This window comes from Paenarthrobacter sp. NPDC092416, assembly GCF_044755025.1.
In the GTDB taxonomy this organism is placed as follows: domain Bacteria; phylum Actinomycetota; class Actinomycetes; order Actinomycetales; family Micrococcaceae; genus Arthrobacter.
In genome coordinates this window covers 764680-788445 of the sequence record NZ_JBIVQG010000001.1, presented here as the reverse complement: position 1 = coordinate 788445, position 23766 = coordinate 764680, and the positions used below count along the sequence as shown (strand labels likewise).

The 23766-nt window shown below is 60.7% G+C and carries 21 protein-coding genes and 1 other RNA gene; 3 read left to right on the top strand and 19 right to left on the bottom strand.

Features of this window, described 5'->3' with window-relative positions; all coding sequences use genetic code 11:
• Window positions 1-67: 67 nt before the first annotated feature.
• The 13 genes from ssrA to ACIQC5_RS03445 form a co-directional block, all read right to left on the bottom strand.
• Window positions 68-436: a transfer-messenger RNA gene (gene ssrA, locus ACIQC5_RS03505) on the bottom strand.
• Between the two features lie 124 nt (window positions 437-560).
• Window positions 561-1031 (bottom strand): SsrA-binding protein SmpB, encoded by a 471-nt coding sequence (gene smpB / locus ACIQC5_RS03500; protein ID WP_400278439.1) that lies wholly within the window; start codon window positions 1029-1031, stop codon window positions 561-563.
• A 65-nt stretch (window positions 1032-1096) separates the two neighbouring features.
• Window positions 1097-2518: a peptidoglycan DD-metalloendopeptidase family protein gene (locus ACIQC5_RS03495; RefSeq protein WP_400278437.1), complete on the bottom strand. Its 1422-nt coding sequence runs from the start codon at window positions 2516-2518 to the stop codon at window positions 1097-1099.
• A gap of 54 nt (window positions 2519-2572) precedes the next feature.
• A complete protein-coding gene (gene ftsX, locus ACIQC5_RS03490) occupies window positions 2573-3487 on the bottom strand; it encodes a permease-like cell division protein FtsX (RefSeq protein WP_400278436.1) in 915 nt (304 codons plus the stop codon).
• The gene (gene ftsE, locus ACIQC5_RS03485; RefSeq protein WP_377670897.1) at window positions 3484-4248 is read right to left on the bottom strand and encodes a cell division ATP-binding protein FtsE; all 765 of its coding nucleotides are present in this window, start codon (window positions 4246-4248) and stop codon (window positions 3484-3486) included. Before ftsE ends, ftsX begins: the two co-directional genes overlap by 4 nt.
• Before the next feature lie 181 nt (window positions 4249-4429).
• On the bottom strand, window positions 4430-5551 hold the full coding sequence (gene prfB, locus ACIQC5_RS03480) for a peptide chain release factor 2 (RefSeq protein ID WP_400278435.1): 1122 nt from the start codon (window positions 5549-5551) through the stop codon (window positions 4430-4432).
• A gap of 70 nt (window positions 5552-5621) precedes the next feature.
• On the bottom strand, window positions 5622-6095 hold the full coding sequence (locus ACIQC5_RS03475) for a pilus assembly protein TadG-related protein (protein WP_400278433.1): 474 nt from the start codon (window positions 6093-6095) through the stop codon (window positions 5622-5624).
• Window positions 6095-6541, bottom strand: coding sequence for a hypothetical protein (locus ACIQC5_RS03470; protein WP_400278432.1), 447 nt, complete (start codon window positions 6539-6541; stop codon window positions 6095-6097). Before ACIQC5_RS03470 ends, ACIQC5_RS03475 begins: the two co-directional genes overlap by 1 nt.
• A gap of 67 nt (window positions 6542-6608) precedes the next feature.
• Window positions 6609-6956 carry a TadE/TadG family type IV pilus assembly protein gene (locus ACIQC5_RS03465; protein WP_400278431.1) on the bottom strand — a complete coding sequence of 116 codons (348 nt, stop codon included), beginning with the start codon at window positions 6954-6956 and terminating at the stop codon, window positions 6609-6611.
• 81 nt (window positions 6957-7037) lie between these two features.
• A complete protein-coding gene (locus tag ACIQC5_RS03460; protein WP_400278429.1) occupies window positions 7038-7277 on the bottom strand; it encodes a hypothetical protein in 240 nt (79 codons plus the stop codon).
• 77 nt (window positions 7278-7354) lie between these two features.
• Window positions 7355-8296, bottom strand: a complete 942-nt coding sequence (locus tag ACIQC5_RS03455) for a type II secretion system F family protein (protein ID WP_400278428.1) — start codon at window positions 8294-8296, stop codon at window positions 7355-7357.
• A complete protein-coding gene (locus ACIQC5_RS03450) occupies window positions 8293-9147 on the bottom strand; it encodes a type II secretion system F family protein (protein WP_400278427.1) in 855 nt (284 codons plus the stop codon). Before ACIQC5_RS03450 ends, ACIQC5_RS03455 begins: the two co-directional genes overlap by 4 nt.
• Window positions 9147-10370, bottom strand: a complete 1224-nt coding sequence (locus tag ACIQC5_RS03445; RefSeq protein WP_400278426.1) for a CpaF family protein — start codon at window positions 10368-10370, stop codon at window positions 9147-9149. The genes ACIQC5_RS03450 and ACIQC5_RS03445 overlap by 1 nt, the downstream gene beginning before the upstream one ends.
• A gap of 290 nt (window positions 10371-10660) precedes the next feature.
• Here ACIQC5_RS03445 and ACIQC5_RS03440 point away from each other — a divergent pair, with 290 nt between their 5' ends.
• Window positions 10661-13399, top strand: coding sequence for a GH25 family lysozyme (locus ACIQC5_RS03440; RefSeq protein ID WP_400278424.1), 2739 nt, complete (start codon window positions 10661-10663; stop codon window positions 13397-13399).
• Between the two features lie 262 nt (window positions 13400-13661).
• Window positions 13662-15008, top strand: a complete 1347-nt coding sequence (locus ACIQC5_RS03435; protein ID WP_400278423.1) for a hypothetical protein — start codon at window positions 13662-13664, stop codon at window positions 15006-15008.
• 73 nt (window positions 15009-15081) lie between these two features.
• Here ACIQC5_RS03435 and ACIQC5_RS03430 read toward each other — a convergent pair whose 3' ends face one another.
• From ACIQC5_RS03430 to ACIQC5_RS03420, 3 genes are all read right to left on the bottom strand, one after another.
• Complete coding sequence (locus ACIQC5_RS03430) at window positions 15082-15516, bottom strand: hypothetical protein (protein ID WP_400278422.1); 435 nt, start codon at window positions 15514-15516, stop codon at window positions 15082-15084.
• 188 nt (window positions 15517-15704) lie between these two features.
• Window positions 15705-16241, bottom strand: coding sequence for a hypothetical protein (locus ACIQC5_RS03425; RefSeq protein WP_400278421.1), 537 nt, complete (start codon window positions 16239-16241; stop codon window positions 15705-15707).
• Window positions 16242-16269: 28 nt separating this feature from the next.
• A complete protein-coding gene (locus ACIQC5_RS03420; protein ID WP_400278420.1) occupies window positions 16270-16446 on the bottom strand; it encodes a hypothetical protein in 177 nt (58 codons plus the stop codon).
• Window positions 16447-16713: 267 nt separating this feature from the next.
• Between ACIQC5_RS03420 and ACIQC5_RS03415 the strand changes: the two genes are divergently transcribed.
• Entirely contained in the window at window positions 16714-20142 is a 3429-nt protein-coding gene (locus tag ACIQC5_RS03415) for a chitobiase/beta-hexosaminidase C-terminal domain-containing protein (RefSeq protein WP_400278418.1), read from the top strand.
• A 69-nt stretch (window positions 20143-20211) separates the two neighbouring features.
• On the opposite strand, the gene ACIQC5_RS03410 is transcribed toward ACIQC5_RS03415, so the two are convergent.
• The 3 genes from ACIQC5_RS03410 to ACIQC5_RS03400 are packed head-to-tail and all read right to left on the bottom strand — an operon-like array spanning window position 20212 to window position 23762.
• The gene (locus ACIQC5_RS03410; RefSeq protein WP_400278416.1) at window positions 20212-21168 is read right to left on the bottom strand and encodes a glycosyltransferase family 2 protein; all 957 of its coding nucleotides are present in this window, start codon (window positions 21166-21168) and stop codon (window positions 20212-20214) included.
• A gap of 3 nt (window positions 21169-21171) precedes the next feature.
• Window positions 21172-21654 (bottom strand): GtrA family protein, encoded by a 483-nt coding sequence (locus ACIQC5_RS03405; protein ID WP_400278415.1) that lies wholly within the window; start codon window positions 21652-21654, stop codon window positions 21172-21174.
• Window positions 21655-21656: 2 nt separating this feature from the next.
• Window positions 21657-23762, bottom strand: a complete 2106-nt coding sequence (locus ACIQC5_RS03400; protein ID WP_400278413.1) for a DUF6541 family protein — start codon at window positions 23760-23762, stop codon at window positions 21657-21659.
• Between the last annotated feature and the right edge of the window lie 4 nt (window positions 23763-23766).

Genomic DNA, 23766 nt, shown 5'->3' with positions numbered 1-23766 from the left:
GGACTGAACCACCATTACCGCGGGATACGAAAAAGCACCCCGGTCCGAAGACCAGGGTGCTTTTTACGGGTGGAGATGGGGGGAATTGAACCCCCGTCCGATGTCGTTTTGTCAGGGCTTCTCCGGGCGCAGTTTGCGTCGGATTTTCTTGGCCCCAGCCGTCCTGCAAACAGGCGGCTGATCCGGGCCCAGTCATCTAAGAGTCCCGTTTACCTCGGTGACGAAGGCAAACAGCAGTGGCTATCTAAATGACGCCAGGAACCGGGACGATAGCAATCCCGGGCTGACGGACTGTCTTACTGCTTAGGCAGCGAGAGCGAAGTCAGTGCGCTTAGATTCGGCACTTATTGGTTTGCAGACAGCGTTTACGAGATAATTCTGCATCCTCGGCCCGCTTCACCTGTCGCGACTAACATCGTCGAAACCGATCATCCCCGTATTTTGTTACCAACCCAGCAGGCGGATCGATCACTCGAAATCCCTGCTGGACTATTCATCATAACGCATGTGCGCACCCGCGCATTCCCGGGACACACCGCGCCTTTCACTGGCGACAACCGCTAGCGGCGGTTGCGCTCCCGCAACTCCCGCAGCGACTCGCGCTTGTCTTGCTGCTCGCGCAGGGTCTGCCGCTTGTCGTAGTCCTTCTTACCCCGGGCGATGGCAATTTCCACTTTGGCCCGGCCATCCAGGAAGTAAAGCTGCAGTGGCACCACAGTGAACCCGGACTCACGGATCTTGTGTGAGATCTTGTCCAGCTCGTCCCGGTGCAGCAAGAGTTTGCGACGGCGGCGTGCGGCATGGTTGGTCCAACTGCCCTGGTTGTACTCAGGTATATGGATACCTTCCATCCACAACTCATCGTTGTAGAAAGTGCAGAACCCATCGACCATGGAGGCATGGCCCTCACGGAGGGACTTCACTTCGGTACCCATCAGGGCAATGCCGGCCTCATAGGTATCCAGGACATGGTAGTCATGCCGGGCCTTCCGATTGGTGGCCACTACCTTACGGCCACTTTCCTTGGGCACGGTAGAACTCCTTGTTAGATACGGATTTCAACTAGTGTACGCCAGAGCCGTCCCGGCCCTGCGCACTAGAGGAGGGTCATGGGATCGACGGCGGCGCCGTTGAGCCAGGTTTCGAAGTGGGCATGGCAACCCGTCGAGTTACCCGTGCTTCCCGAGTACGCGATGAGCTGTCCCGCAGACACCTGTTGGCCGTTCGCCACTACGATGCTGCTGTTGTGGTAGTAAATGGTGGTCAACGAGTTGCCCTGGACCACGCCATGGGAGAGCTTGACACGCCAACCGCCACCGTCGGCGGAGTTCCAGCCCGAGTTGAAGACCGTGCCTGCCGCGGCCGCGTAAACAGGAGTTCCGCAGGCTGCACCGAAGTCGATGCCCGTGTGCATATAACCACCGGTGCCATAGAAATCGATGGTGCCGGGAGGGGTAGCCCGCCATCCGAATCCGGACGTAATGGGCACGTAGCTGGCGAATGGGTGGCGCAGCCCGAAGGCTGAAGGGGAACCAACAGGGGGCACGTACGGAGTTTCGGGTGGTGCCGGCCTTCCCTGGGCAGCGGCCGCCGCTGCAGCAGCGGCAGCGGCCTCTGCTGCGAGCCTGCGCTGTTCAGCCTCCCACGCTTCCCGAAGTTTACGGTCCCGCTCCACAATTTCCGCAGCCACGGAATCCTGCTCGGACTTCACACGGGCCAAATCTGCTTCAATGCCGGGTTTGGCAGCCTGAAGCTGCCCGTTGAGGCGTGTGGTGTCCTCAATAAGCTTGTCGACCTCAGCCTTCTTGCTTGCAGCTTCGTCGCGTGCTGCCTTCTCCCTTTCAAGTGCGGCGTCGGCTTTGGCCTTGAGGTCCTGGATTTCCTCCTCGACGGCGGCAAGCCTCGCCTGCGAGTTCACGTTGGTGGCATTCTGCTGGGTCAACTTGGTCATGGCAGCGTTTTGGCTTCGCATGGCCTGGTCCGCGAGGTCCATGGACTCGGTCAGGTTGCCTGACTCGTTAGAGCCGAACAGAAGGGCGATATTGGTGGGAACACCGCCGGATTTGTAGGCCTGGGAGGCAATCTGTCCGATCAGTTTCTTGGTGTCAGTGATCTTCTGTTTATCTGTCTCAAGCTGCTCGGTGATCTTGGCTTTGTTCTGCTGGGCCAGCTCAACGCGGGCAGCGAGTGCCTCGACTTCCTTCACGGCGCTGGCAACCCGACCTTGTGCCTCAAGCAGCGCCTGCTGCGCGCCAGGGAGCCGACCCTGATAGATCACGAGGTCGCCGGCCGCCTTGGCGATCTTGGAGTCCACGAACTCAAGCGAAGCCTGCACCCGCGCGGCTTCGGCCTCCAACGCAGCCTGTTGGTCATCCAGGTTGTCGGCATGTGCCAACGGAACCACCGGAGCCGCGGCGACAAGGCTGACTGCAAGGCCCACCGCTATGACGGCACCAAGAATCCGAGCTTGGCCGGACGCGAAGCGCCGGCGCAGTGAGTTCGGGTCCAGCGTGGTCATAGGAAGTCCTTTTCGCTTGTCAGCACTGTGCTTCGAGATGGTCATGATGCGGGCCTAGACCTTGAGATAACGCCGTAGTGTCAACAGCGAGGAGATTCCCGCGAGCCCGCCTCCGAGCGCAATCAGGACCGGGGCGATCACCAGCACCTGGGTGGAGGAGATGAACGGGGTGTTGAGGAACTGCCGCGACAAGTCGCCATTGAGCCAGAAGTGCGCCATCAGCCACAACGTCACCGATGCCAGGAGGGCGCCGACAACGGCTGCGATAACGCCCTCCAGGATGAAGGGCAGTTGAATGACAGTCTTGGATGCGCCCACCAAGCGCATAATTCCGGTCTCCCGACGTCGACTGAACGCGGAAAGCCGGATCGTCGTCGTGATGAGGAGGACCGCACAGAAGATCATCACCGCCGCGACGCCCATGGCCGCCACCGAGGCTCCGTTCATCCAGGAGAAGATCCGTTCAAGAACCTGACGTTGATCACTGACCGTCTCTACTCCGGGCTGGGAGGAAAAAGTCTCGCTGATGATCTGGTACTTCTCCGGGTTCTTCATATTGATCCGGAAGGATGCGGGAAGTTGGTCTTCAGTGACCGAATCAACGATCGGCGAGTTGGAGAACTGCTCCTTGAAGTGCTTGTAGGCCTCAGCCTGGGATTCAAACTGGAAGTCATTGATGTATTGCTTAACGGCCGGAGACTCCAGCATGGCTTGGAGGTTGTCCTGTTGTTCCTTCGTGGCAGGACCCGAAGCGCAACCCACGGCGGTGGAACCGTCATTGCAGAGGAAAACGGCAACCTGGACTTTGTCGTACCAGTAGCCCTTCATCTGGTTGATCTGCATTTGCAACATGCCTGCAGCACCAACAAACGTCAGGGATACAAAAGTCACCAACACCACGGAAATCACCATGGACAGGTTGCGGCGCAGCCCGCTGCCGATTTCCCCCAGAATGAACAGAAGCCTCACAGCTGGGCCCCCTGCGCGCGATCGAGTTCTTCCCCGCTGGCATCTTTGAGTCTCCGGGATTCGCCAACTACCGGAATCATCGAGGTATAAAGTGCCTTGGCTTCGTCACGGATGACCTTGCCGTTCTTGAGCTCCACGACGCGTCGGCGCATTTCGTTGACGATGTCGTCGTCGTGGGTAGCCATGACCACAGTGGTGCCATTCTGGTTGATCTTGTCCAGGACACCCATGATGCCCATCGAGGTGATGGGGTCCAGGTTGCCGGTCGGCTCATCGGCAAGCAGGATGCCGGGACGGTTGACCACGGCGCGCGCGATAGCGACGCGCTGCTGCTCGCCACCGGAAAGTTCGTGCGGCATACGGCGTTCCTTGCCTTCAAGACCTACCGTCTTCAGGACTTCAGGGACAGTTTCCCGGATAATGGAACGGCTTTTGCCAATCACCTGCATGGCGAAAGCGACGTTGGCGAAGACATTCTTCTGCGGGAGCAGGCGGAAGTCCTGGAAGACGACGCCGATGCCGCGCCGAAGCTTCGGCACGCGCCAACTCGAAATGTTGGCCACGTTCTGGCCGGCCACATAGACGGATCCGGAAGAGGCTTTGTCCTCTTTCAGGATCAGCCGCAGGAATGTCGACTTGCCGGAGCCGGAAGCCCCTACAAGGAAGGTGAATTCACCGCGATTGATCTCAAGGCTGACAGAATCGAGCGCCGGTCGGGCATTCTGCTCGTAGACCTTGGTGACATTCTCAAATCTGATCATGGCCCTTTTGGAACCCCGCCGGACATGACTGAGTCGCCCAGTCCAACAGCCGGAGCGCGGGCTTTCGATCGGGGAAGTGAGAGCACCGGCTCCTTGACTATACGCACGGACTGCCCTCTATTCCGGCGGTTTCCGGGGCGTGTCGCCGAAACCGTGCCGTGGGCAGACCTGTTCGGGCGGACTAGTCTTGGGCGGCCGCATTTCTGTTGCCGGTCCGCCACCGGATTCCGGCATCAATGAAATCGTCAATGTCGCCATCGAGCACAGCCGACGTATTACCGACTTCGTGCTCTGTACGCAGGTCCTTAACCATCTGGTACGGGTTCAGAACGTAGGAGCGCATCTGGTCTCCCCAAGAGGCCTTGACGTCGCCGGCGAGGGCTTTCTTCTCAGCATCCTGCTGTTCCTTTTTAAGGAGCAGCAGCCTGGACTGGAGCACGCGCATGGCCGCAGCACGGTTCTGCAGCTGCGACTTCTCGTTCTGCATGGACACCACGATGCCTGAGGGAATGTGGGTGAGGCGCACCGCGGAGTCCGTGGTGTTCACCGACTGTCCGCCCGGTCCTGAGGAACGGAAGACGTCAACGCGGATCTCATTGTCCGGTATTTCAATGGAGTCGGTCTGTTCGATGAGTGGGATAACCTCAACCGCGGCGAACGACGTCTGGCGTCGTCCTTGGTTGTCGAACGGGCTGATGCGGACGAGCCGGTGCGTGCCGGCTTCCACACTGAGCGTCCCGAAAGCGTAAGGGGCCTTGACTTCAAAAGTAGCGGATTTCAGACCGGCTTCTTCTGCATAGGAAGTATCCATCACAGTGGTTGGGTAGCCGTGCCGCTCAGCCCAACGCAAGTACATACGCATCAGCATCTCGGCAAAGTCTGCTGCATCGACGCCGCCGGCTCCGGCCCGGATAGTGACCACGGCCTCGCGTTCGTCGTACTCACCGGAAAGGAGCGTGACTACCTCAAGCTCAGCCAGCGCCTTGCGGATCGAGGCGAGTTCCTTCGCAGCTTCTGCCATCGAGGCTTCATCGCCTTCATCCTGGCCAAGCTCCACCAAGACTTCGAGGTCGTCGATGCGTGCCGTGAGCTTGGAGAGGCGCTCGAGCTCCGACTGACGGTGGGACAGCCGGGAAGTGACAACCTGGGCGGAAGCGGGGTCGTCCCAGAGGTCCGGCGCTCCGGCTTGCTGGCTCAGATCTGCGATCTCAGCCTTCAGTGCCTCTACATCGCTGACGTTCTCGATGGAGTTGTAAGTGGCGCGAAGCGCGCGGATTTCTGCGGGAAAATCAATCTCAGCCATGGTCATTCCAGCGTACGCTATCCGCCGCACTCCCCCGACTGGGCCGTCATCATTGCGTCAGCGGACACCATCATTGCGTCAACCGTGACCTCGCAGTTGACCTCGCCTCAAGAGCAACGCCATCCGGCAGAAGGAAGCTGATCACCGGCGGATGGGCGACGGCACTGAGGACCACCACGGCCGTGCCGCTGTCAGGACTCCCAGTGAGGGCCGAGACGGTCAGGCGATCGTGCGCCCCGAAGGCCCCGCAGTCCAACAAATACTCTTCCGCCACGCTACGTACACGTCCGTCGATGAGCGTTGGCGATGGCATTGCGGCGCCGTCATCGATACTCCCAACGCTGTACGAATCCACGGCGGCAGCCACCGCCCCGTCAGCCAACGAGAGTAACTTCTTGTGTTCCAGATAAACCGCGGAGACTGCCATCACCGTGGCGGCCAGGAGAAGGGCAAGGACAACATAGCCCACAATGAGCACTGTGACCTGCCCTTGTTCTTGGCCCGGATCGGCGTGTTCCTCGTTCCACATCACGGTGCGTTTCATCAACGGAAACGCCCCACGACCTGACTTGAAGAGGCGTGCAAGCGACTGGCCTCCAAGTGAAGCGCCTCGCCGAAAGGCACCATCGGCAGCGGCACGGTGAGCCGAACGGTCGCAGTGACCACCGCACCAGCTGATAAACAATCGTCTCGGTTACACACGATTTCCACGGCGGCTTCGTCCCTTCCATGGCCAAAGTCCGCCAACGCCACAACCACAGCCTGCTCCGCTGCAGCCCTGGCCCTCTCAGCGTCAGGCTGAACGACGAATACTTTTGCCGCCTGATCCGCTGCCCCGACCACCGCGAATGAGCCAGCCTGGATTTGGGCGATGGTCACTACGAAGTAGACCACCGGAACCATCAGCAGCAGCGCCAGGAAAGTGAATTCCACCACCGCACTGCCACGCTCGGAGTCGTCCGTTTCAGGTCCGTCACCGCTTCCCCCCACCAGAGGCGATCGCCTACCCTTCCTACACGCCGCCACATCAAGCCGCTCCTCCACTGAGCCCGATGCCTTAACCCTGCAACACTGCATGACCTTTCACCTCCATCACGCCGGATGGGCCTATCAACCCCATGACCGGGATGGGCGCCCTGATAGTGACCTCCAACGTGATGACTCCGTCCCTTGTAACCTCTGCGGTAGATATGTCCTGGGCAAAGTCCATGTTCAGGGCTCCTCTGATGAGCTCGGCCGATCTCTCCTTGGCGTCCAGAGGCGTGCGATCTGCCAGCGACCCGAGGCGCGCCCCGGACGCCGCCGCATCAATCAGGGTGTTACGGACGTGCAGGATCAACGTCAGCTGGACTATCGCCATGAAGAACAGCGTCAGGAGTGCCCCGACCAAAACGAAATCCACCACGGCCGCCCCACGTTCATCCTGGCGGACTCTGCAGCAAGAGAGCCTCCGCAGGTGCTTGAACCTCCCACCTGGCAGCATCGACTAGCTGCCCACCTTGGCCATGGCTTGATCGAAGAGATCCTTCAGCGCAGGAGATGCGATGGCGAGAAGTCCGGCAACTAAAATTGCGGACATTAAAGTAATCATCACCCAACCCGGAACGTCACCACGCTCGCGATCATGATCCGGCACGGCCGCCTGCCGGTCGGCCCCGCCAATCAAGAGGCCGGAAAAGAGGAACAGCCTGGTTACAGCAATCGACCGACGTGCAATTCGCTTCATGGTTCTACCCCAATATCTCTAGTGGTTGTTATGTGGTCCGTGGTGTGTCCGTTACTGCTATAGGAGCCATCTCAGACTCAGAGGCTCATTTCCAAGGCCGTAATTGCCGGGAACGCCGCGAAGACGACGGTGAGTGGGAGGACACCGAACACCAGCGGCACCATCATGGCTATCTCCTTCCGTCCCGCGGATTCCATCAGTTCGCGTTTGGCGGCGTCGCGAACGTCGGCGGCCTGGGCGCGGAGGACATCCGCCAACGGCGTCCCGCGTTCTACAGCCACCACCATTCCGTCAACGAAGCGGACCAGTGGCGGCAATTCCGTCCGCGACGAAAGCTCCTGAAGGGCCTCGGCAAGAGGCTTTCCCGACCTCGCGTGCGCAAGGACACTTGCAAACTCCTGCGAGAGCTCTCCGCTGGCGCTGCGGCACACCCTGTCCATGGCACCCATGGCGCTCTCCCCCGCGGCGACCGCGAGCGCCATGAGTTCTGCAAGGCTTGGGAACTCGGCCAGCATCGCCTGTTCCCGCCGCTTGATTCTCCGGCCGAGGACATGGTCCCGGAGCAGGTAGCCACCCAACGCGCCACCAGCCACGGCAACCAGCGACAAGGCAGGGTTGAAGCGTCCTGCAGCCGCGCTGATCGCAACCATGAGGAGTGAAAGGAGGAACCCGCCCGAAGCCCACAGGAGTTGCTCCGCCCTGAAGTCCATGGTGGTCTTGCTCGAACCTGCGCGTGCCAGTCTTCTGCCAATGGCAGCCGAACCAACGTTAAGGTGCGACAGGTAGCCAATCCAGTCGTGCACAAGTGGCCGGAGTATTCGCTCCAGCGGACCAAATGGAGTGAGGTTGTGGCTTGGCGCCCGGAGAAGACGCGATTCCAGGTTGTGCGACTTGAGCTGTGGCTCCAGTCGATCCGCAAACGATCTGGCGCGCATGAAAGGCAAACGGACCAGAATCAGCCATGCTCCGGCGCCCAAGGCCAGCCCACAGATTACTGCGAGCGCAGTTGTTGCGCTCACCGAAGGACCCGTTCGTCCTCTGGCAGGGCTCCAATGCGAAGCATGGCCGAATAGCAGAACGCGGACACCAGCACGCCAGCGAGCAGCACGAGGGCTCCCATTCCGGAGTTGTAGGCAAGCATCGCCTCGGGCCGGCCCGCCATGACCACCAGGACGATCCAGGGCGCGGCGACTGCGAGTCGCGCTGCGTTGACCGTCCAGGACTGACGGGCTTCGAGCTCACTCCGCGTCCGGGCGCTGTCCCTCAGGAAGTCGGCCAGCGTGCCCAACATCCGGCCAAGGTCCGAACCGCCAACTTCGCGTGTCATCCGAAGTGCTTCAATAATCCTGTCGGCCACGGGGTCCGCCAGTCGCTCTTTGAGCCTGTTAAGGGCAGCCTCAAACTGTCCACCCGATCGATAGTCCGCACCGAAGTCCAGAAAGAGCGCTCGCAGCTCCTCAGGTCCTTTGTGGCCGAGTTGGATCAGCGCCTCAGGCAGTGACAGACCGGCCCGAATGGCAGACCGCAAGTGGTCCACGACGTCGGGCCACAGTTGGCGCAAAGTTGCGCGTCGCCTGCGCGCCCTCCTGCGAACCACCACAAAAGGAAGCCATGCACCGAAAAGACCGAAACAAAGGGAGACCGGCAGTGCAGCAGTAAGCACCATAAAGCCGAGCAGGATGACGAGCCCCACTCCGGCGCAAGTGAGCACGAGGCCGGCGCCGGAAACATTCTCGATTCCAGCGGCCATAAGGAGCAGGTCCAGGCGTTTCGGCTTCGGCTCCCTTGCAACGGTCGGGGGCTGCTCCCAGGCCGACCACCAGACGAGGAAGACGCCAACTCCGCACAAGGTTCCCAGGAGCGGCGCCATCAGTTCGACTCCAGGAGCGCCGCTACGTCGAATCCCGCTCGCGCAAACTTCCCTGCTGCCGGCATGGAATTGGCCTTGGGCTGCAATTGTCCTTCAATCATCCCGAACACGGCCGAGGACTCGATGATTCCGTTCTCAACACGCCGGCCAAGGGAAAGCACCTCGGTGACTTGCCTCCGACCCGTGGAGTGGCGGCTGCAGTGGACCACCAGGTCAATGCACGAGGCCACCGTGGGAACTACGAAGGCACTTGATATGTTCGAGCCGGCGAGCAGCGGCAACGTGCAGATCTTGGTGACGGCATCCTGCGCCGAGTTTGCGTGCACTGTGCACATTCCTGGGAGACCTGAGTTCAAGGCGATGAGCATGTCGAGGCTTTCTGCTTCCCGTACTTCGCCCACCACCAAGCGGTCCGGGCGCATACGAAGCGCCTCCTTGACGAGGCGGCGCAAGGGAATCCCGCCTTCGCCCTCCAGGTTTGGCTGCCGACACTGAAGGCCGACGACGTCCCTGAGTGGCAGTTGCAGTTCGAAGATCTCCTCCACGGTGACGACGCGCTCCCGCGAACCGATGCTTGCTGCCAGGCAGTTCAACATGGTGGTCTTGCCTGCTTGCGTGGCGCCGGACACCAGGATGTTGAGTCCGCTGGCCACAGCTGCACCGAGGAAGCGGGCGGCCTGTGGAGTTAGCGCTCCCAACTCCACCAGATGCTCCAGGCGGCTCGCCCTGGCCACAAACTTCCTGATATTGACGGCCCAATGCTTTCTGGTGACGTCCGGGATGGCGACGTGCAACCGGGATCCGTCCGGAAGCGCCGCATCCACGAACGGCGAGGACAGGTCCAACCGTCGACCAGACCTCTTGAGCATCCGCTCGACGAGATCGCGGACCTGCTGCTCTGTGAGGTTGATTGCCGTCAGCTCGGATTCGCCGTTCCTTGCTACGTATATTTCATGAGGCGCATTGAGCCATACTTCTTCAATGGCGGGATCATCCAGGAGTGGTTGAAGGGGGCCGAAGCCGGCCACCGCATCAAAGACATGCTGACGCGCGTTTTCGAGCGGGCCCAACGGCGGCAGCGGACCCAGGAGTGAGCGTTCGTCGTAGTCGTTCACGGCGTCATCCACCAAGCGCCGAACCTCGACCACCTGCTCCAAAGGGTCCAGCCCTCGTCGCCGGATCAGCTCGCGGACCTCCTGTTCCACGATCGTTACAGCATCCATGCTTCCCCCATTGATCAGAACACCCCGGTAATCGAGAGATGAATCTCGAATGCTCACGCTAAATGAGGCCCGCCTGCCCTTCAAAGTCGATAACGGAGGCCTGTGGATAACTCAGGCAATCCGCACCTCCTCTGTAACACCAGTCCCACTAGTCACTCCTGACGCGGAATGTTAGGGTAAAGCCCGATAGGAGCTGGCCTTTGGTCCCATGCGCAGGCGCCCGCCCCGGAGCTTGTCCGCAAGCCACCACCATGTGCCGCTGACCCCGCGGTACAGGGCCGGAATTGGATATGACTAAGAATTCGGATAACCCGGTCCGCCGCATCCCGCTGACCAGGACGGGTCTCGCACTGACTGTTGCCCTCATTGCCGGTTCCGTGCTCGGTACGCCGGCGTGGGCTGAGTCCTCGGGCCCCAGACCGGCTCCATCTCCCGTGACATCCCAGTCTGGCAGTGCCGGGGAATTCACGAACCCCGCATCCAGCGATTCAGTCCCTGCCCACCCGGATGCCCCTCCGACGGGCGGCACCGGGGCCTCCCCCCAAGAGCCGCTTCCCGCAACCGAGCCGGTGCCCGCCGTCGGGCCCGTCCCCGAGCCTGCCACGACGACCGAAGCCAGCGGGTCGACAACAAAGGCCATGCCAGGAAACGCCCCGGATGCAGAGTCCATGAAGGCCGCGATGCGGGCATCAATTCCTGCGGGCGGCGCAGAAATGGGTCAGCGCTCCCCCCGGGTGCTGGCTGAAAAGCAGGATGTGACATCTTCCGCCCCCGCCGGCGCACGCGCAGTCGGCAGTCCTGTCCGGACACTGGTGCCCACGGCAACGGATCCCGATCACTGGCGCCCGACCATCGGAATCCAAGGGCAAGACGTCAGCGCGCATCAGGGCAACGTGAATTGGCAGAGCCAATGGAACCAAGGATCCCGGTGGGCCTACGTCAAGGCTTCTGAAGGCAACTACTACCTCAACGAAAACTACGCCCAGCAGTATGACGGTTCACGCAGCGTGGGTATGGTTCGTGGCGCTTACCACTTCGCGATTCCCAATTGGTCATCGGGCGCCGACCAGGCACGGTACTTTGTGGCCAACGGCGGCGACTGGAGCGCCGACGGGTACACGCTGCCCCCTGTTCTGGATATCGAATACAACCCCTACGCCGGACGCACCATCAACGGTTTCTATTTCGGCAACACATGCTATGACATGACCAAGGCGCAGCTCGGCCAGTGGGCGGCGGACTTTGGCGACACCGTCAAGGCGCTGACAGGCCGCTTCCCGGTGATCTACAGCACCACAGATTGGTGGAACACGTGCGTGGGAAACAGTACTTTCGGCAGCTACCCCCTCTGGATCGCCTCGTACTGGAACAACCCGACGAATACCCCGGGCTCAATGCCGGTCAGTTGGGCCAATTACTCCATGTGGCAGTACAGCAGCACAGGCCCATTCGCCGGTGACTCGAACATCTTCAATGGAAGCTATGACCAGCTAAGGACCTTTGCCCGAGGCGCCGCGTGGCCGTCAAGCCCCTCCATCAGATCCTCGGCCGATATTCTCACCACCGACTCCACGGGGCGGCTGGATAAATTTCCTGCCGCAGGTAACGGCAAGATCACGGGTCCTGTTTCCATCGGCACCGGGTGGGGCAACGCCAAGTCCCTGTACGTGGTGGACTGGAACCAGGACGGCGTGCAGGACATCCTCTCCCAATGGACCGATGGAACCCTGAAGGTCTACCGGGGCGCGCCGGGAGGGGGCTTCTCAGGGCCCCTGCAAGTCGGCTCAGGCTGGCATGAAATGTCGCTGACCACCGGCTGGTGGAACTCCAAGGACGCTTACCCGGGCGTCATCGGACAGGATTCCCAAGGCAACTTGTACCGCTACGCGAACACCGCCGGTGGTGCCCTCGGCAACGGCGTCCTGATCGGTACAGGGTTCAGCGGCCATCAGTTGAACCAGATCGATTTTGACGGCGACGGCAGCCAGGACATTGTGTCGCGCACTTCGGACGGCACTCTTCGCCTCTACCGGTCCAACGGCCTTGGTTCATTCCTGTCCGAGTCCAGCCGCATCATCGGAACAGGCTGGGGCTCAATGACAGCGGTCAGCTCAGCCACCAACTTCCATGGCGCCGGCTCGCAAGGCCTGCACGCCCGTGCCGAAAATGGGGATCTGTTCTACTACCCGGCCGTCGCCGGTTCATGGGGCAACCGCAGCCTGATCGGGTTGGGCTGGAACGATGCGGTCCTGATCAGCGGCGCACCGCTTGACGTGGAAACCACGCTCGGCATCGATGAACCCGATGTCCTTGCGGTACGCTCCGACGGCAACCTCTATCGCTACCCCGCAACAGGCACGACGGCGCTGCTTCCCTCGGATCTCGTAGGTACAGGTTGGGCTGGACTCACGGCGGGGTTCCTCACCGACTGGAACGGCGACGGAGCCTTGGACATCGTCGCCCAATGGTCCGATGGACGATTGAACGTGTACCCCGGCCGAAATGGCAGCGGATTCGGGTCTCCCATGAGCCTTGGAACCAGCTGGAAGGGCTGGACCCTCACCGTTGGTTCATGGAAGAAGTCCGACACGTACCCTGGCATCGTGGGCTACGACGCCAATGGCCGGTTGTTCCAGTTCAGCAACCCGTCCGGCAAGACTGTGGCAGGCGGAGTTCAGATCGGGACTGGCTGGAGCGACCTGGATATTGCGCAAATGGATTTCGATAAGGATTCGAATGCTGACCTCCTTGCCAAGACACCGTCGGGCGACTTGAAGCTGTACCGCTCCAATGGCAGCGGCGCCTTTTTCCAGGAATCATCGGACGTCGTTGGAACGGGCTGGAATGTCATTTCGAGTTTCGGGGCAATCCGCGAATTTGCCGGATCCGGTTCCTCCGGAATCATCGCCCGCACGACGATCGGCGAATTGCGCTACTACCCTGTCGGCCAGAACCGGTCCTGGGGATCGCCCACGCGGATCGGAACGGGGTGGAACGGGCTCACCATCCTTGCTCCGGCTGCCAGGTAGCCGCAGACGGCAGATGGACACTGACTCCACATCCAAGGGCCCGAGCACTGGAATTCTCCAGAGCACGGGCCCTTGCCCGTTGCACCGCGGACAACGGTCCCAACCGGGCGATATTGATGTCGAAGGACCGGCCTAAATTCCCGGATCACATGATCTAATGAAGGTGGTCTCACGTTTTGGCTGTTCAGCGCATTAGGGAAACGGACTTTGTTTGGGGGCAAGCGAAGATCACCCACTGCGCACAATCAAGGAGTGATCTTTCATGGCGTTTAGAGTTGGAACCGCAAGCGCTGACATTACGCCCTCGCTGAGCACCAATCCGTACATGGCCGGGTACGGAACAACCGACGGCGGACGTGAGGCCACCAGCAGCTCACCTTTCGAGCCCCTGTACGCGCGGGCAATCCTCATCTGGGAAGACGCCAGTCCGCACATCATCATCAGTGTGGATGTCTTGGCCCTGCCCCGATCCATGCACCAGAGAATCCGCACCAGAATCCTGGCCCTCGCCGACTGGAACAGCAGCGACATCCTGATCCAAGCGACCCACACACACAACGGACCGGCGTTGATCGACATCCTTCACCCCTTCATGGCCTACGGGCTATCGGACCTCGGTTTGATCCGCTCGTACAGCGCAGATCTGGAAGACACCATCGTCGACCTTGCCCAAGCCGCACTGGATGCCAACGAGACCGCCGTAACGTTCGACTACAAGGTCTCTACCCAGAATTTTTCCGCCAATCGTGTCGGTTTGCCCTACACGGAAACGGCTGTGCCGATTCTGGTTGCCAGGCGAGGCAACGGGACTCCCGCTGCTGTTATCTTCAGCTACGGCTGCCACCCCATCAGCGCAGGCTTGCGCACACTGTTCGACGGCGACTTCGCTGCGGGCGCGTGCAATTACATCGAGAACCGGAACCCGGACTGCTTCGCCATGTTCATACAAGGACCGGCCGGCGATCAAGACCCGGGTGGCGTCCGTAGCTGGGAACTGCGCGACCAGCATGGCGACGCCCTCGGAGCCACTGTCCACTCGAACATGCAGTCTGCCGGCAGGGCACTGAGCGGCCCGATGGTCACACGATACCAAGAGGTCCAATTGCCTTTGGATATCACGGCCACAGCGGGCAACCTCGCAGCCGTCAGAGCATCCTACGTCGCCCGGTTGGCGAATCCCGACGGCCAGCCACAGTGGTATCAGCGCCATGCCCAGGTCATGATCGGTCGGATCGACAGCAACAGCTACAGCACCGCCGTTCCATCACCCTTCCAGGTATGGAAATTCAATGGGAGCCCCCAATTGAAGATCGCCATGATCGGCGGTGAACTGGTCAGCGGATATGCAGCGTACTTCCGGAGTCGCAATGGAGGCACCAACGGCATTATTGTTGGCGGCTATGCCAACGAATCGTGCTGTTACATTCCGAGCAATGAGTTCTTCCCACCATTTATGCCACTTGGCAGTTATGAAGGTGGCTGGGAGCCCGATTTTCCCGGTATCGCTGGCGGGTCCATGACAGTTTATGGACATTTAGCCCATTTCAAGGCCGGCACGAACGGCGTGGAAACCACCCTGATCAACGCCATGAATACACTGCTCGCCTGACGGCATAAGCAGGGTGAAGGGCGCGGATCCCGAACGGGATCCGCGCCCTTCCTTCGGTCTACCCGACTTTGGGCTACGGCACTCCAGCGGTCTTGAGCCATTTGGTGAGCACTGCGGCCTGCGGAGCCAACGGGGCCAAGGTCAGCGCACCCTTGACAACCGGCACGCCGTACTCGGCGAGCGAGGCGGCAAGCGTCTTCGGATTTGTCCTTGTGCAGGCTTTGATGATGCGAAGGCAAAGGGCCGAGCCCGATCCGATAGGAGCACCAGCCGCCACAGCAGCGTTGACGGCTGCAGTCTCCTCCGCGTTCAGGACATGTGGTCCGCTACCAACGTAGTCCACCGCGCAATCCGAGACGTGCATGTACCGGGTGGATGCCCACACTTCTTCGAGGCTGGAAAACTTGCCGATCAGCGTACCGTCGACAGCCGTGCAGGTGAACTGGTAGCGGATCAGCGGCTCCGGCCGCTCTATGGGGACTTTGTCGTTGCCCGCAACAGCCGGCACCGCATCAAGCGCGGAGGATTGAGTGTTTTCGTAAGAGGTTCTTGAGCAACCGGCGAGCGCGATTGTAGCCAGTCCTAGCTGAAGAACACTGCGCCTGCGCGTGTCCACCGAGGGATCCCCACTTCATTCGGATGCTCCCCAGCTCCGCATGCATTGGTTATTCGCCCCACGCCGTTTCCGGCTGCGTCTTAGACCATCTTCCCCCAAATTCCGCATTTGTCACTACTAAAATTCTGACCCTCGGTCAAATCAATGTTTTGAGCTGCTTCGGCAGCGCCGCCGCTTGCCACTGGAGTCCCATCGGCGGCGCTCAACGACCACGAACACGCGCTTGCGTCAGGACCAGGCTTAACCAACTGGTAGCCACCGGGCTGCATGGCCGCAAAACCAACCTCGTGGCGGCCGTCCCCCACGCGGGTGCCGGCAGCCCATGCGGCGATGATCCTACCCTGTGGCGCATCAGGACACATCCCCGCGGCAGCCTTCAGGGTCTGGCGATCTGCGTCGGCAAATCCACCCGGGCCGACTTCATCGCTCACCCTCGTGCACAGTCGCAGGACATCCAGGACGACGTCAAGTCCGTTATCGGCCCCCGGTCCCTGGGGTGCCGCCGTCGAAATGGCTTCGGCCTCTCGACCCGTCGGTGCAAACGGTTCGTCTCCCTCATACGTGACTTCACAGGAGGCCATCCGCGTGTAATTGGTGGCGGCCCACACTTCAGCCAAGCTCGATAGCTGGACTTCAGGGGACGCGTCAAGGCTGGTGCACCGGAAGGCGAAGCGGCCCGGTTCGTCGCCACCGTCGTCGGATGGATCCGATCCGGCGGATGAGGTGCCGGGTGATGGGGACGGCGAAGGCCTGGCAGTCTGTGTCGCCGAGGTTGATGGCGCAGACCCTGAGGGCGATGGCTGTGGCGCGGGTGCCATGCATGCAGCTAAGAGAACCATGAGCGGTATCGCCACTGGTATCAGTCTGCGCATTGTGACCTCCACCTCAATCCTGCGGTTCTCCGGATGCGTGGTCAAGACATCGGGAACTGAGTGCCCGGGGAGGGCGAATCCATAGGATTCAGGAATCTACTAGTGACAAATGTGAAAATTGGGGGAAGATGGTCTAAGACGCAGCCGGAAACGGCGTGGGGCGAATAACCAATGCATGCGGAGCTGGGGAGCATCCGAATGAAGTGGGGATCCCTCGGTGGACACGCGCAATCGCAGTGTTCTTCAGCTTGGTTTGGCATGTCTTGCCCTCGCCGGTCGCTCAAGAACGTCTCATAAGAACTCCCAACCGGCAGCCCATCGTGCTGCCAAGCACAAGGCGACCGCCATCATTGCCTCTGCCAGCCTCGCTACGGCTGCCCTGACCGGCGCGCTGACAGCGGGACCGGCCTTCGCAGACCAAGCCCGGACGACGGTAGCATCCGGTCTGACAAAGGCCACGGGCTCTTTGGTTGACCCGAACGGCAGGCTGTGGGTTTCGGACACCAGGGCTGGTTTCTGCCGCGTCATCGAGGCCTCCGGCACAACGGCTGGCGGGATAGATACCAGCACGTGCCTTGGGGGCACGCTACCCGGGCACGGGACGGGACCCGCTGTTGCCGGCACTCCGGCCATCATCGACCCATCGCCAAGCAGCCACGGCAGCGGTGACGAAGTCGCCTTTATCCCGGACGCCGCCGTCGGAAGCGCCGAAGTGGTCCGCGCATTGTGGAACCCCTCAACGGGAGTCTTCAAATACAACGGACAATTGACGGTCCTCGACGGCGACCTTCGCCCCAACGCTGTCAGCGACGGGCCGGACGGCAATATCTACTTGTCGTTTGCCAACGCCCGCTCGATCATCAAGATCGTTGATCCCACGGCACTGCACCCAAGTATTGAGTCAATCGCTTCTGTGAATTCGAGCTCCTTGGGATTGGCGGCCACCCATCGCGATGGCGCCGGCCACGTGGTCGTCTACGTTGCTGAATCGTCGGGGCTGACTGTCTTCACTGCCCCCGAGGATGGCGTCTTGACGAACTTTGTCCCGGCGCCGCTCTACAACGTCGGCAAGCCCACGGCCATCTACTACGACTGGCATTCGCCGCTGGTGCTCTACACAGGAACCGGCGGAGGTACGTCGACGGCCGATGCCGGCAAGGACACCATCTCACGGATCGACCTCAGCACTGACACGGTTGATAACCAATGGGCTCTGGGCTTCAGCAAGGTCGGCGGGATCAGTATGCGGGACGGGAAGGTCCTGGTCATGGAGGATCCCGGCCAGCTTGATCCTGCCAAACCCGTTCAACAGGGTCGGATGCTCGGGCTTGGCGGCATCGTGCCGTCAATCGTCAGCGGCCCGACGGCTGCCAACGGCACGCAGGCCGCAAACCCGGCCTACACCAACGATTCAACGCCCACCTTCACCGTGGCCTCAACCCCGCCCGGCGGTGCGCTCGAATGCAGCCTGCAACTGACTGCCGCGACTCCGGTGTGGCAGGTATGTTCGGGAGGTACTTTCACTGCGGCTCCTGCACTGACCAACGGCGCTTACACATTCTCCGTACGTGCTGCACCGGGTGGACTACCGGTGTCCAGGACATTCACAGTCGACCTGACTCCGCCCAACGCACCCGTCATAACATCACCGACGGCGGCCTCGACCGTCAACGGTGCACCAGTGCTCGGAGTTACCTCGGATGCCGATTCCGTCCTGTCATGCTCTGTGGACTCGACCACCGTATTCACCACCTGCAGTAACGGATATGTGTTCACTTTGGCCACTGCAGGGCAGCACACCCTACGTGTACGGGCCACGGATATGGCTGGAAACGTCAGCGCACTGGCCGCTGTTACCGTCACCGCGGACCTGACAGCACCACAGGTTTCGATCAGTGCCCCGGCAGAGGGCGCAACGGTCGGCATCTCGCCGTCGTTCACCTTCGCATCGACGTCAGCAGATATCGCTGGGTTCCGGTGCAAGCTCGGTTCGAACGCGTTCACGGCCTGCACGTCTCCAAAGGCCTATAACGACCTGCCGAATGGACCTGCGTCCTTCACGGTTGAAGCCCGGGACAACGCAGGCAACATCACCACTGCCACAAGGAATGTCACGGTGTTTGCTCCGGACATCACGGCACCGGTCGTCTCGGTGGCGCCTACGGCAGGTACCTACGGAACCAACAAAACGATCACACTGTCGGTCAATGAGGCGGCGACTATTTACGTCACCACCAATGGGACAACGCCCACCACAGCCAGTCCCGTCTATTCCGGCCCGATCCCGCTGACAACCATGACCCTGAAGTACTTCGCCCGTGACACGGCAGGCAACTCGTCGGCCGTAGCCACCCAGGCCTATGTGCTGGACAACGTGCCACCGGTCTTGTCGGTCTCTCCGGCGGCCGGAGCTTACGCATCAGGGCAATTGATCACGTTGTCCTCAAGTGAAGCCGGGAACATCTACTACACAGTCGACGGAAGCACACCCAATACAACAGGAACCGGAACCACTAAGACCTATGCCGCACCGTTTGCCCTCACGACCAATACCTCAGTCAAGGCAATTGCGGTGGATTCCTACGGAAACGCTTCTGCCGTGACAACCACGGCCTACACGGTGCTGGACACCACTCCCCCGGTGGTGACGGCAACTCCGGCTGCAGGGAGCTACCCGGTCAACCAGCAGATCACACTGGCTGCCAATGAGGCAGGTTCCAGCATCTACTTCACAACGAACGGCACCAACCCGACGGCAACAACTGCCAACAAGTACTCCAGTGCTATCACGCTGACTGCAGCGATGACGCTCAAGTACTTCGCTGTCGATGCGTCAAACAACAGTTCTGCAATTGTCACGCAGGCTTACACGATTGCCGCACCTCCTGCGAATACTTGGAAGAGCTTCAACGGCGACACGAAGAACGACGTCGTGGCTCGTGACAGCGCAGGAACACTCTGGCTCTACCCGGGCAACGGCACGGGCGGCTGGCTGACACAGACCCAGATGGGTACCGGCTGGAATTCACTGAACGCAATCGTCCCCACCAAGGACTTCAACGGCGACGGACGCAGCGACATCCTGGCCCGTGACACGAACGGCGTGCTGTGGCTCTACCCCGGCAACGGCACCGGCGGGCTCCAAGCCAGGGTCCAAGCAGGCACCGGCTGGAGCGGCTTCACGCTGATCCTTGCACCTGGTGATTTCAACGGCGATGGCAAAGCCGATGTGCTTGCAAGAACCTCAGCAGGTGCACTGATGCTGTACCTGGGCAACGGTACGGGTGGCTTCACGTCCAGTATCCAGGTCGGTACCGGGTGGACTTCCATGACAGCGATCCTTAGCACCGGTGACTTCAACGGAGACGGCAAGACCGATGTCCTCGCCAGGGACACGTCAGGCCTCCTGTGGCTGTACCCGGGCAATGGCACCGGCGGATGGCTTGGCAGGGTACAGGTTGGCAGCGGCTGGACCTCGATGACTGCAATCGTCGGGCCGGGCGACTTCAACGGCGACGGAAAGAACGATGTCCTGGCCCGCGACACGGGCGGCAACCTGTTCCTCTACCCGGGCAACGGAACCTCCGGTTGGCTGACTCGCAGCCAGGTCGGCTGGGGTTGGGGAGGCTTCACTTCCCTGCCCTGACCTCGGATACGAAAAGGGAGGGCTGGACGCATACGCGTCCGGCCCTCCCTTTTTCGTATCGATGGAACGTCAGGCACGTTCCTTCATGGGATGCATTGTTGGTCTGTCCGGGCTTGCTTGAATGTCCAGTTGCAGGGAAACCAGCAGCATCTGGACGCCAAGCACAAAGGGCACAACGGCCAACATCACTGACCCCGCGGTGGGCGAACCAACACTTGCGGCCAGAACCCAGGCTCCGACACCCAGACCCATGACGATGAGGACCAGCCCGGCAATCAGAAGCAGTGCGACCGCTGAGAAGGACCAGACCATGTACTTCCACCACACACGGCGCCAGAAGCCACCGAAGAGCATCGCGAGAAGCTCAGGAATGACCTTGCGCAGCTTGATGCTCGAAACTTCGTTGCCGTACACGGCCGGGATTGGCACGTCCACGATCGGCACATCCAGAATGTTCAAGTGGATGAGGAGGTCGTTCTCAAAGCTGTAGCGTGCAGCGACCTTGTTCATGGGCAAGCGGCGAAGGACTTCCGTGCGAATCGCCGTGTAACCGTTCTGCGGATCAAAGATGTGCCAGTAGCCCGATGCAAGTTTGGTCATGAAAGACAAGACAATGTTGCCGAAGATACGGTAGCCGGGCATACCGGCAAAAGATTCACCAGAGAAGAACCGGTTGGCCTTCGCGAAGCCGTAGCCTTCCACGACCGGATCCAACAACTGCGGCAGATAGTCCGGATCCATCTGGGCATCGCCAGCCATGACCACGTTGATGTCTGCCCCAAGCTCCATGGCGGCCTTGTGCGCCGTCAGGACGGCACCGCCAACGCCTTGGTTGACTTCGTGACGGATCAAGGTGACGCGGCCGTCGTCGGCCCGGCGGGCGGCACCGGACGTGTCGTCAGGACTGCAGTCATCGACGATGACGATGTGATCGACAAAATCGGGCATGGTCTCGATGACCTGCGCGATGTGGTTCTCTTCTTTATAGGCCGGTACTACCGCGGCAATTCGAACGCCTCGATACATCGATTATCCTTCGCTGCTGTTTGGTGTGAGATTCTGTGCGGGAGAGTCGGACGACGACCCGCCTGATGTCTGCTCGCTGGCGCTCTTCGGTTTCTTTTGCGGGAAGATCCAGTGCTTGTAGATGAAGTAGTTCCAGCCCATGGTCACGATCGTCGCAACAACTTTACCCACGACGTATCCGGCTCCGACGAACTCGAAAAGCTCCACGATACCCATCACGGCTACAGTGTTGAACGCCAAGAGGCCGGAGTAGCGCAACACGCCACCCAAGGCGGTACCTCCGCCGCCAAAGGCGAAGTGGCGCTGCAGGAAGTAGTTGAAGAAGAAGCTTCCCCAGAAGCCGGCACCTGTGGCCAGCCACAGGGGCCAGCCGAAGACCTGGAAACACAGAGCCAGAAGGCCCAAGTCCACAATAAAGCTGAGTCCGCCTACGATGAGGAACCGGAACAGGCTGGAGGCCAGGAACTTAGTGATAAATGCCTTCATGATCAGCAGATCCTTCCGAGCGGGGCAATGCCGTCAGGATTCCTGTTTTCCAGGATTCCCGCTACACCATCGAGTTGGACGCGGTCCTTGGCGGAAGCGTCAAAGGCTTCTTTTCCGCCTGGAAGCTGTGACCAATCGATCTTGTACAGCGCCGCGTTGCCTTCTCGAACAACCAGGTCCAGGTACGGAATCGAGTCCGGCTGGGTGAGCCCGGCCTTGGGTTCGTCCCATGCCCGGATCCTACCGTCGGCAATGTAAACCCACTCAATTCCCAGCTCGGATGCCGCTGCACGGGCTTCCGCGTCCGTGGCCAGTTCGGGGAGCTTCTGAAGCACCAGCAACTGCCTGTTGGTTGGCAGGATCTCGAAGTGGCGGATCATGGGCATACGGTTGCCCAGTGCGTACATCCAGACCGACCCATCACATGAATCGTTCAAAACGGTCGCATCCTGCGGCACATACTTGTCCATGGAACTGAGCAACTGTACTTCCGAGGTGCTCAACGTGGCACCGTTGACCTTGGTGTTGATGTTAATGCGCTCAGCGTTCTGCTTGAAATACGGAATGGCCGCAATGCCACTGACCAGCAATACCGCTACAGCACTGCCCGCGATGACAACGTGGCTTGGCCTGCGTTCAGTCTTCGCGCCCGCCGCTGCCTGACGCCCACGGACGCGGCGAACCACCCATTCAACAGCTTCCGCTGTCTGTGCGACGCCAAGGCCCGCGAGCGGCACCAGCAGCATGACCAGAATGCCAAAAATACGCCATTGGTCGTCGTAGAAGGGGGCCGTCAGGGTCATGAAGCGTGGGCTGTCGCTTCCCATCGTGTAGACCGACAAGAAGGCGAACGCCAGTACAGGTCCGAAGTACCACCACATTCGAATCCGGAAGACAACGGCGATGCAACCGATGGCAACCAAGGCTGTAAGGATCGGCATCGCCATGGAACCGTGGTTCAGGAAGATGACGTTCTGGATGGCACCCGAGCGGTCCGTGTCAGGGGCCCAGACCATCTTGGAGACCCTTTCGGATTCCTTCAACATCTGGGCAATGATGGGCCACCCGATGATCGCTGCAAGTACGCCCGAAACGGCCAAGTAGACAGCGATGCCCAGGATCCTGCCCTTGCGCCTGATCAACGCCGACAAGAGCCAGAATACGAGCACCGGCAGAACGACAAAGGCAAGTGAAGGATGAACGGCGATGAGGCCTACGGCGCCAACGGCAATGCCAAGGACCCAAAATTTCTGGCGTTCCAAAGCACCCTTCACCGCAAGGAACGCAAAGGGGCCAACCAGTAGCATTCCGGCGAAGAACGGAATCAATGGACCACGCCAGAGGAGATCGTACGGATAGACGGTGAACCAGCCGGAAACGGCAGCGGCCGCGGCGACTGCGATCGGGCGGCGCGTGACGAGCATGGTGAGCGCCATGGTGCTCAGTGGCAACTGGACGGCCATCATGACGAGCACAAAGACATTCAGGAAGACGGGAATGCTGACACCGCTCATCGGCCAAACCAGCGAGAGAACTGCGTGGAAGGCAATGGGGTAACTGCGAATGGGGGCGTCAGGAATCGAAGTGTCGTAGTAGGCGAAGTTCCCGGCAACACCAGGATCCCACTCGTGGTTTACCGACAGCAGCCGGATCATGTTGGCGTGCCAAGGAATGTCCCAGTCCTGGTTGATTCCGAGCAGCCCCTCTGTGCCGACGATCCACGAGACCGCTGCTACTGCTCCGCCCGCGACAAGCCCGGCCAGCAGGATCCACCAGGATCCCGCAAAGCGATGCTTACCGAAGATACTAGGCTGTGTGCGGACCGGAGCGGCGAACTTCTCCGGAAAGTAGCGCCTGAGGCTGAGACGAAGACCAAAGAGTATCCCTGCGAGAACCAGCAATACGGCCGTTACGGGCAGAAGGTCCCAGCTCAGGCCCAGGGAATGACCAGTGACGCCGATGACGGACAGCGCGCCCATACCAAGCAGCGGCGCAACGACAGGCAAGAGGGTCCTGCGCACACCCAATGCTTCGCCCAGGAGCCACCCCGGACCCCACCAGACCACAACGATCAGGAGTACACACAACAGCAGCGGGCCGATACCCATTCCT

What these genes read in the sequence shown, in the direction of transcription:
- ACIQC5_RS03495 (WP_400278437.1), bottom strand. Translation starts at nt 2,518, where the DNA reads ATGACCACGCTGGACCCGAACTCACTGCGCCGGCGCTTCGCGTCCGGC.
- ACIQC5_RS03445 (WP_400278426.1), bottom strand. Translation starts at nt 10,370, where the DNA reads ATGGATGCTGTAACGATCGTGGAACAGGAGGTCCGCGAGCTGATCCGG.
- ACIQC5_RS03410 (WP_400278416.1), bottom strand. Translation starts at nt 21,168, where the DNA reads ATGTATCGAGGCGTTCGAATTGCCGCGGTAGTACCGGCCTATAAAGAA.
- ACIQC5_RS03435 (WP_400278423.1), top strand. Translation starts at nt 13,662, where the DNA reads ATGGCGTTTAGAGTTGGAACCGCAAGCGCTGACATTACGCCCTCGCTG.
- ACIQC5_RS03460 (WP_400278429.1), bottom strand. Translation starts at nt 7,277, where the DNA reads ATGAAGCGAATTGCACGTCGGTCGATTGCTGTAACCAGGCTGTTCCTC.
- ACIQC5_RS03420 (WP_400278420.1), bottom strand. Translation starts at nt 16,446, where the DNA reads ATGCATGGCACCCGCGCCACAGCCATCGCCCTCAGGGTCTGCGCCATC.
- ACIQC5_RS03450 (WP_400278427.1), bottom strand. Translation starts at nt 9,147, where the DNA reads ATGGCGCCGCTCCTGGGAACCTTGTGCGGAGTTGGCGTCTTCCTCGTC.
- ACIQC5_RS03400 (WP_400278413.1), bottom strand. Translation starts at nt 23,762, where the DNA reads ATGGGTATCGGCCCGCTGCTGTTGTGTGTACTCCTGATCGTTGTGGTC.
- ACIQC5_RS03405 (WP_400278415.1), bottom strand. Translation starts at nt 21,654, where the DNA reads ATGAAGGCATTTATCACTAAGTTCCTGGCCTCCAGCCTGTTCCGGTTC.
- prfB (WP_400278435.1), bottom strand. Translation starts at nt 5,551, where the DNA reads ATGGCTGAGATTGATTTTCCCGCAGAAATCCGCGCGCTTCGCGCCACT.
- ACIQC5_RS03440 (WP_400278424.1), top strand. Translation starts at nt 10,661, where the DNA reads ATGACTAAGAATTCGGATAACCCGGTCCGCCGCATCCCGCTGACCAGG.
- ACIQC5_RS03475 (WP_400278433.1), bottom strand. Translation starts at nt 6,095, where the DNA reads ATGAAACGCACCGTGATGTGGAACGAGGAACACGCCGATCCGGGCCAA.
- ftsE (WP_377670897.1), bottom strand. Translation starts at nt 4,248, where the DNA reads ATGATCAGATTTGAGAATGTCACCAAGGTCTACGAGCAGAATGCCCGA.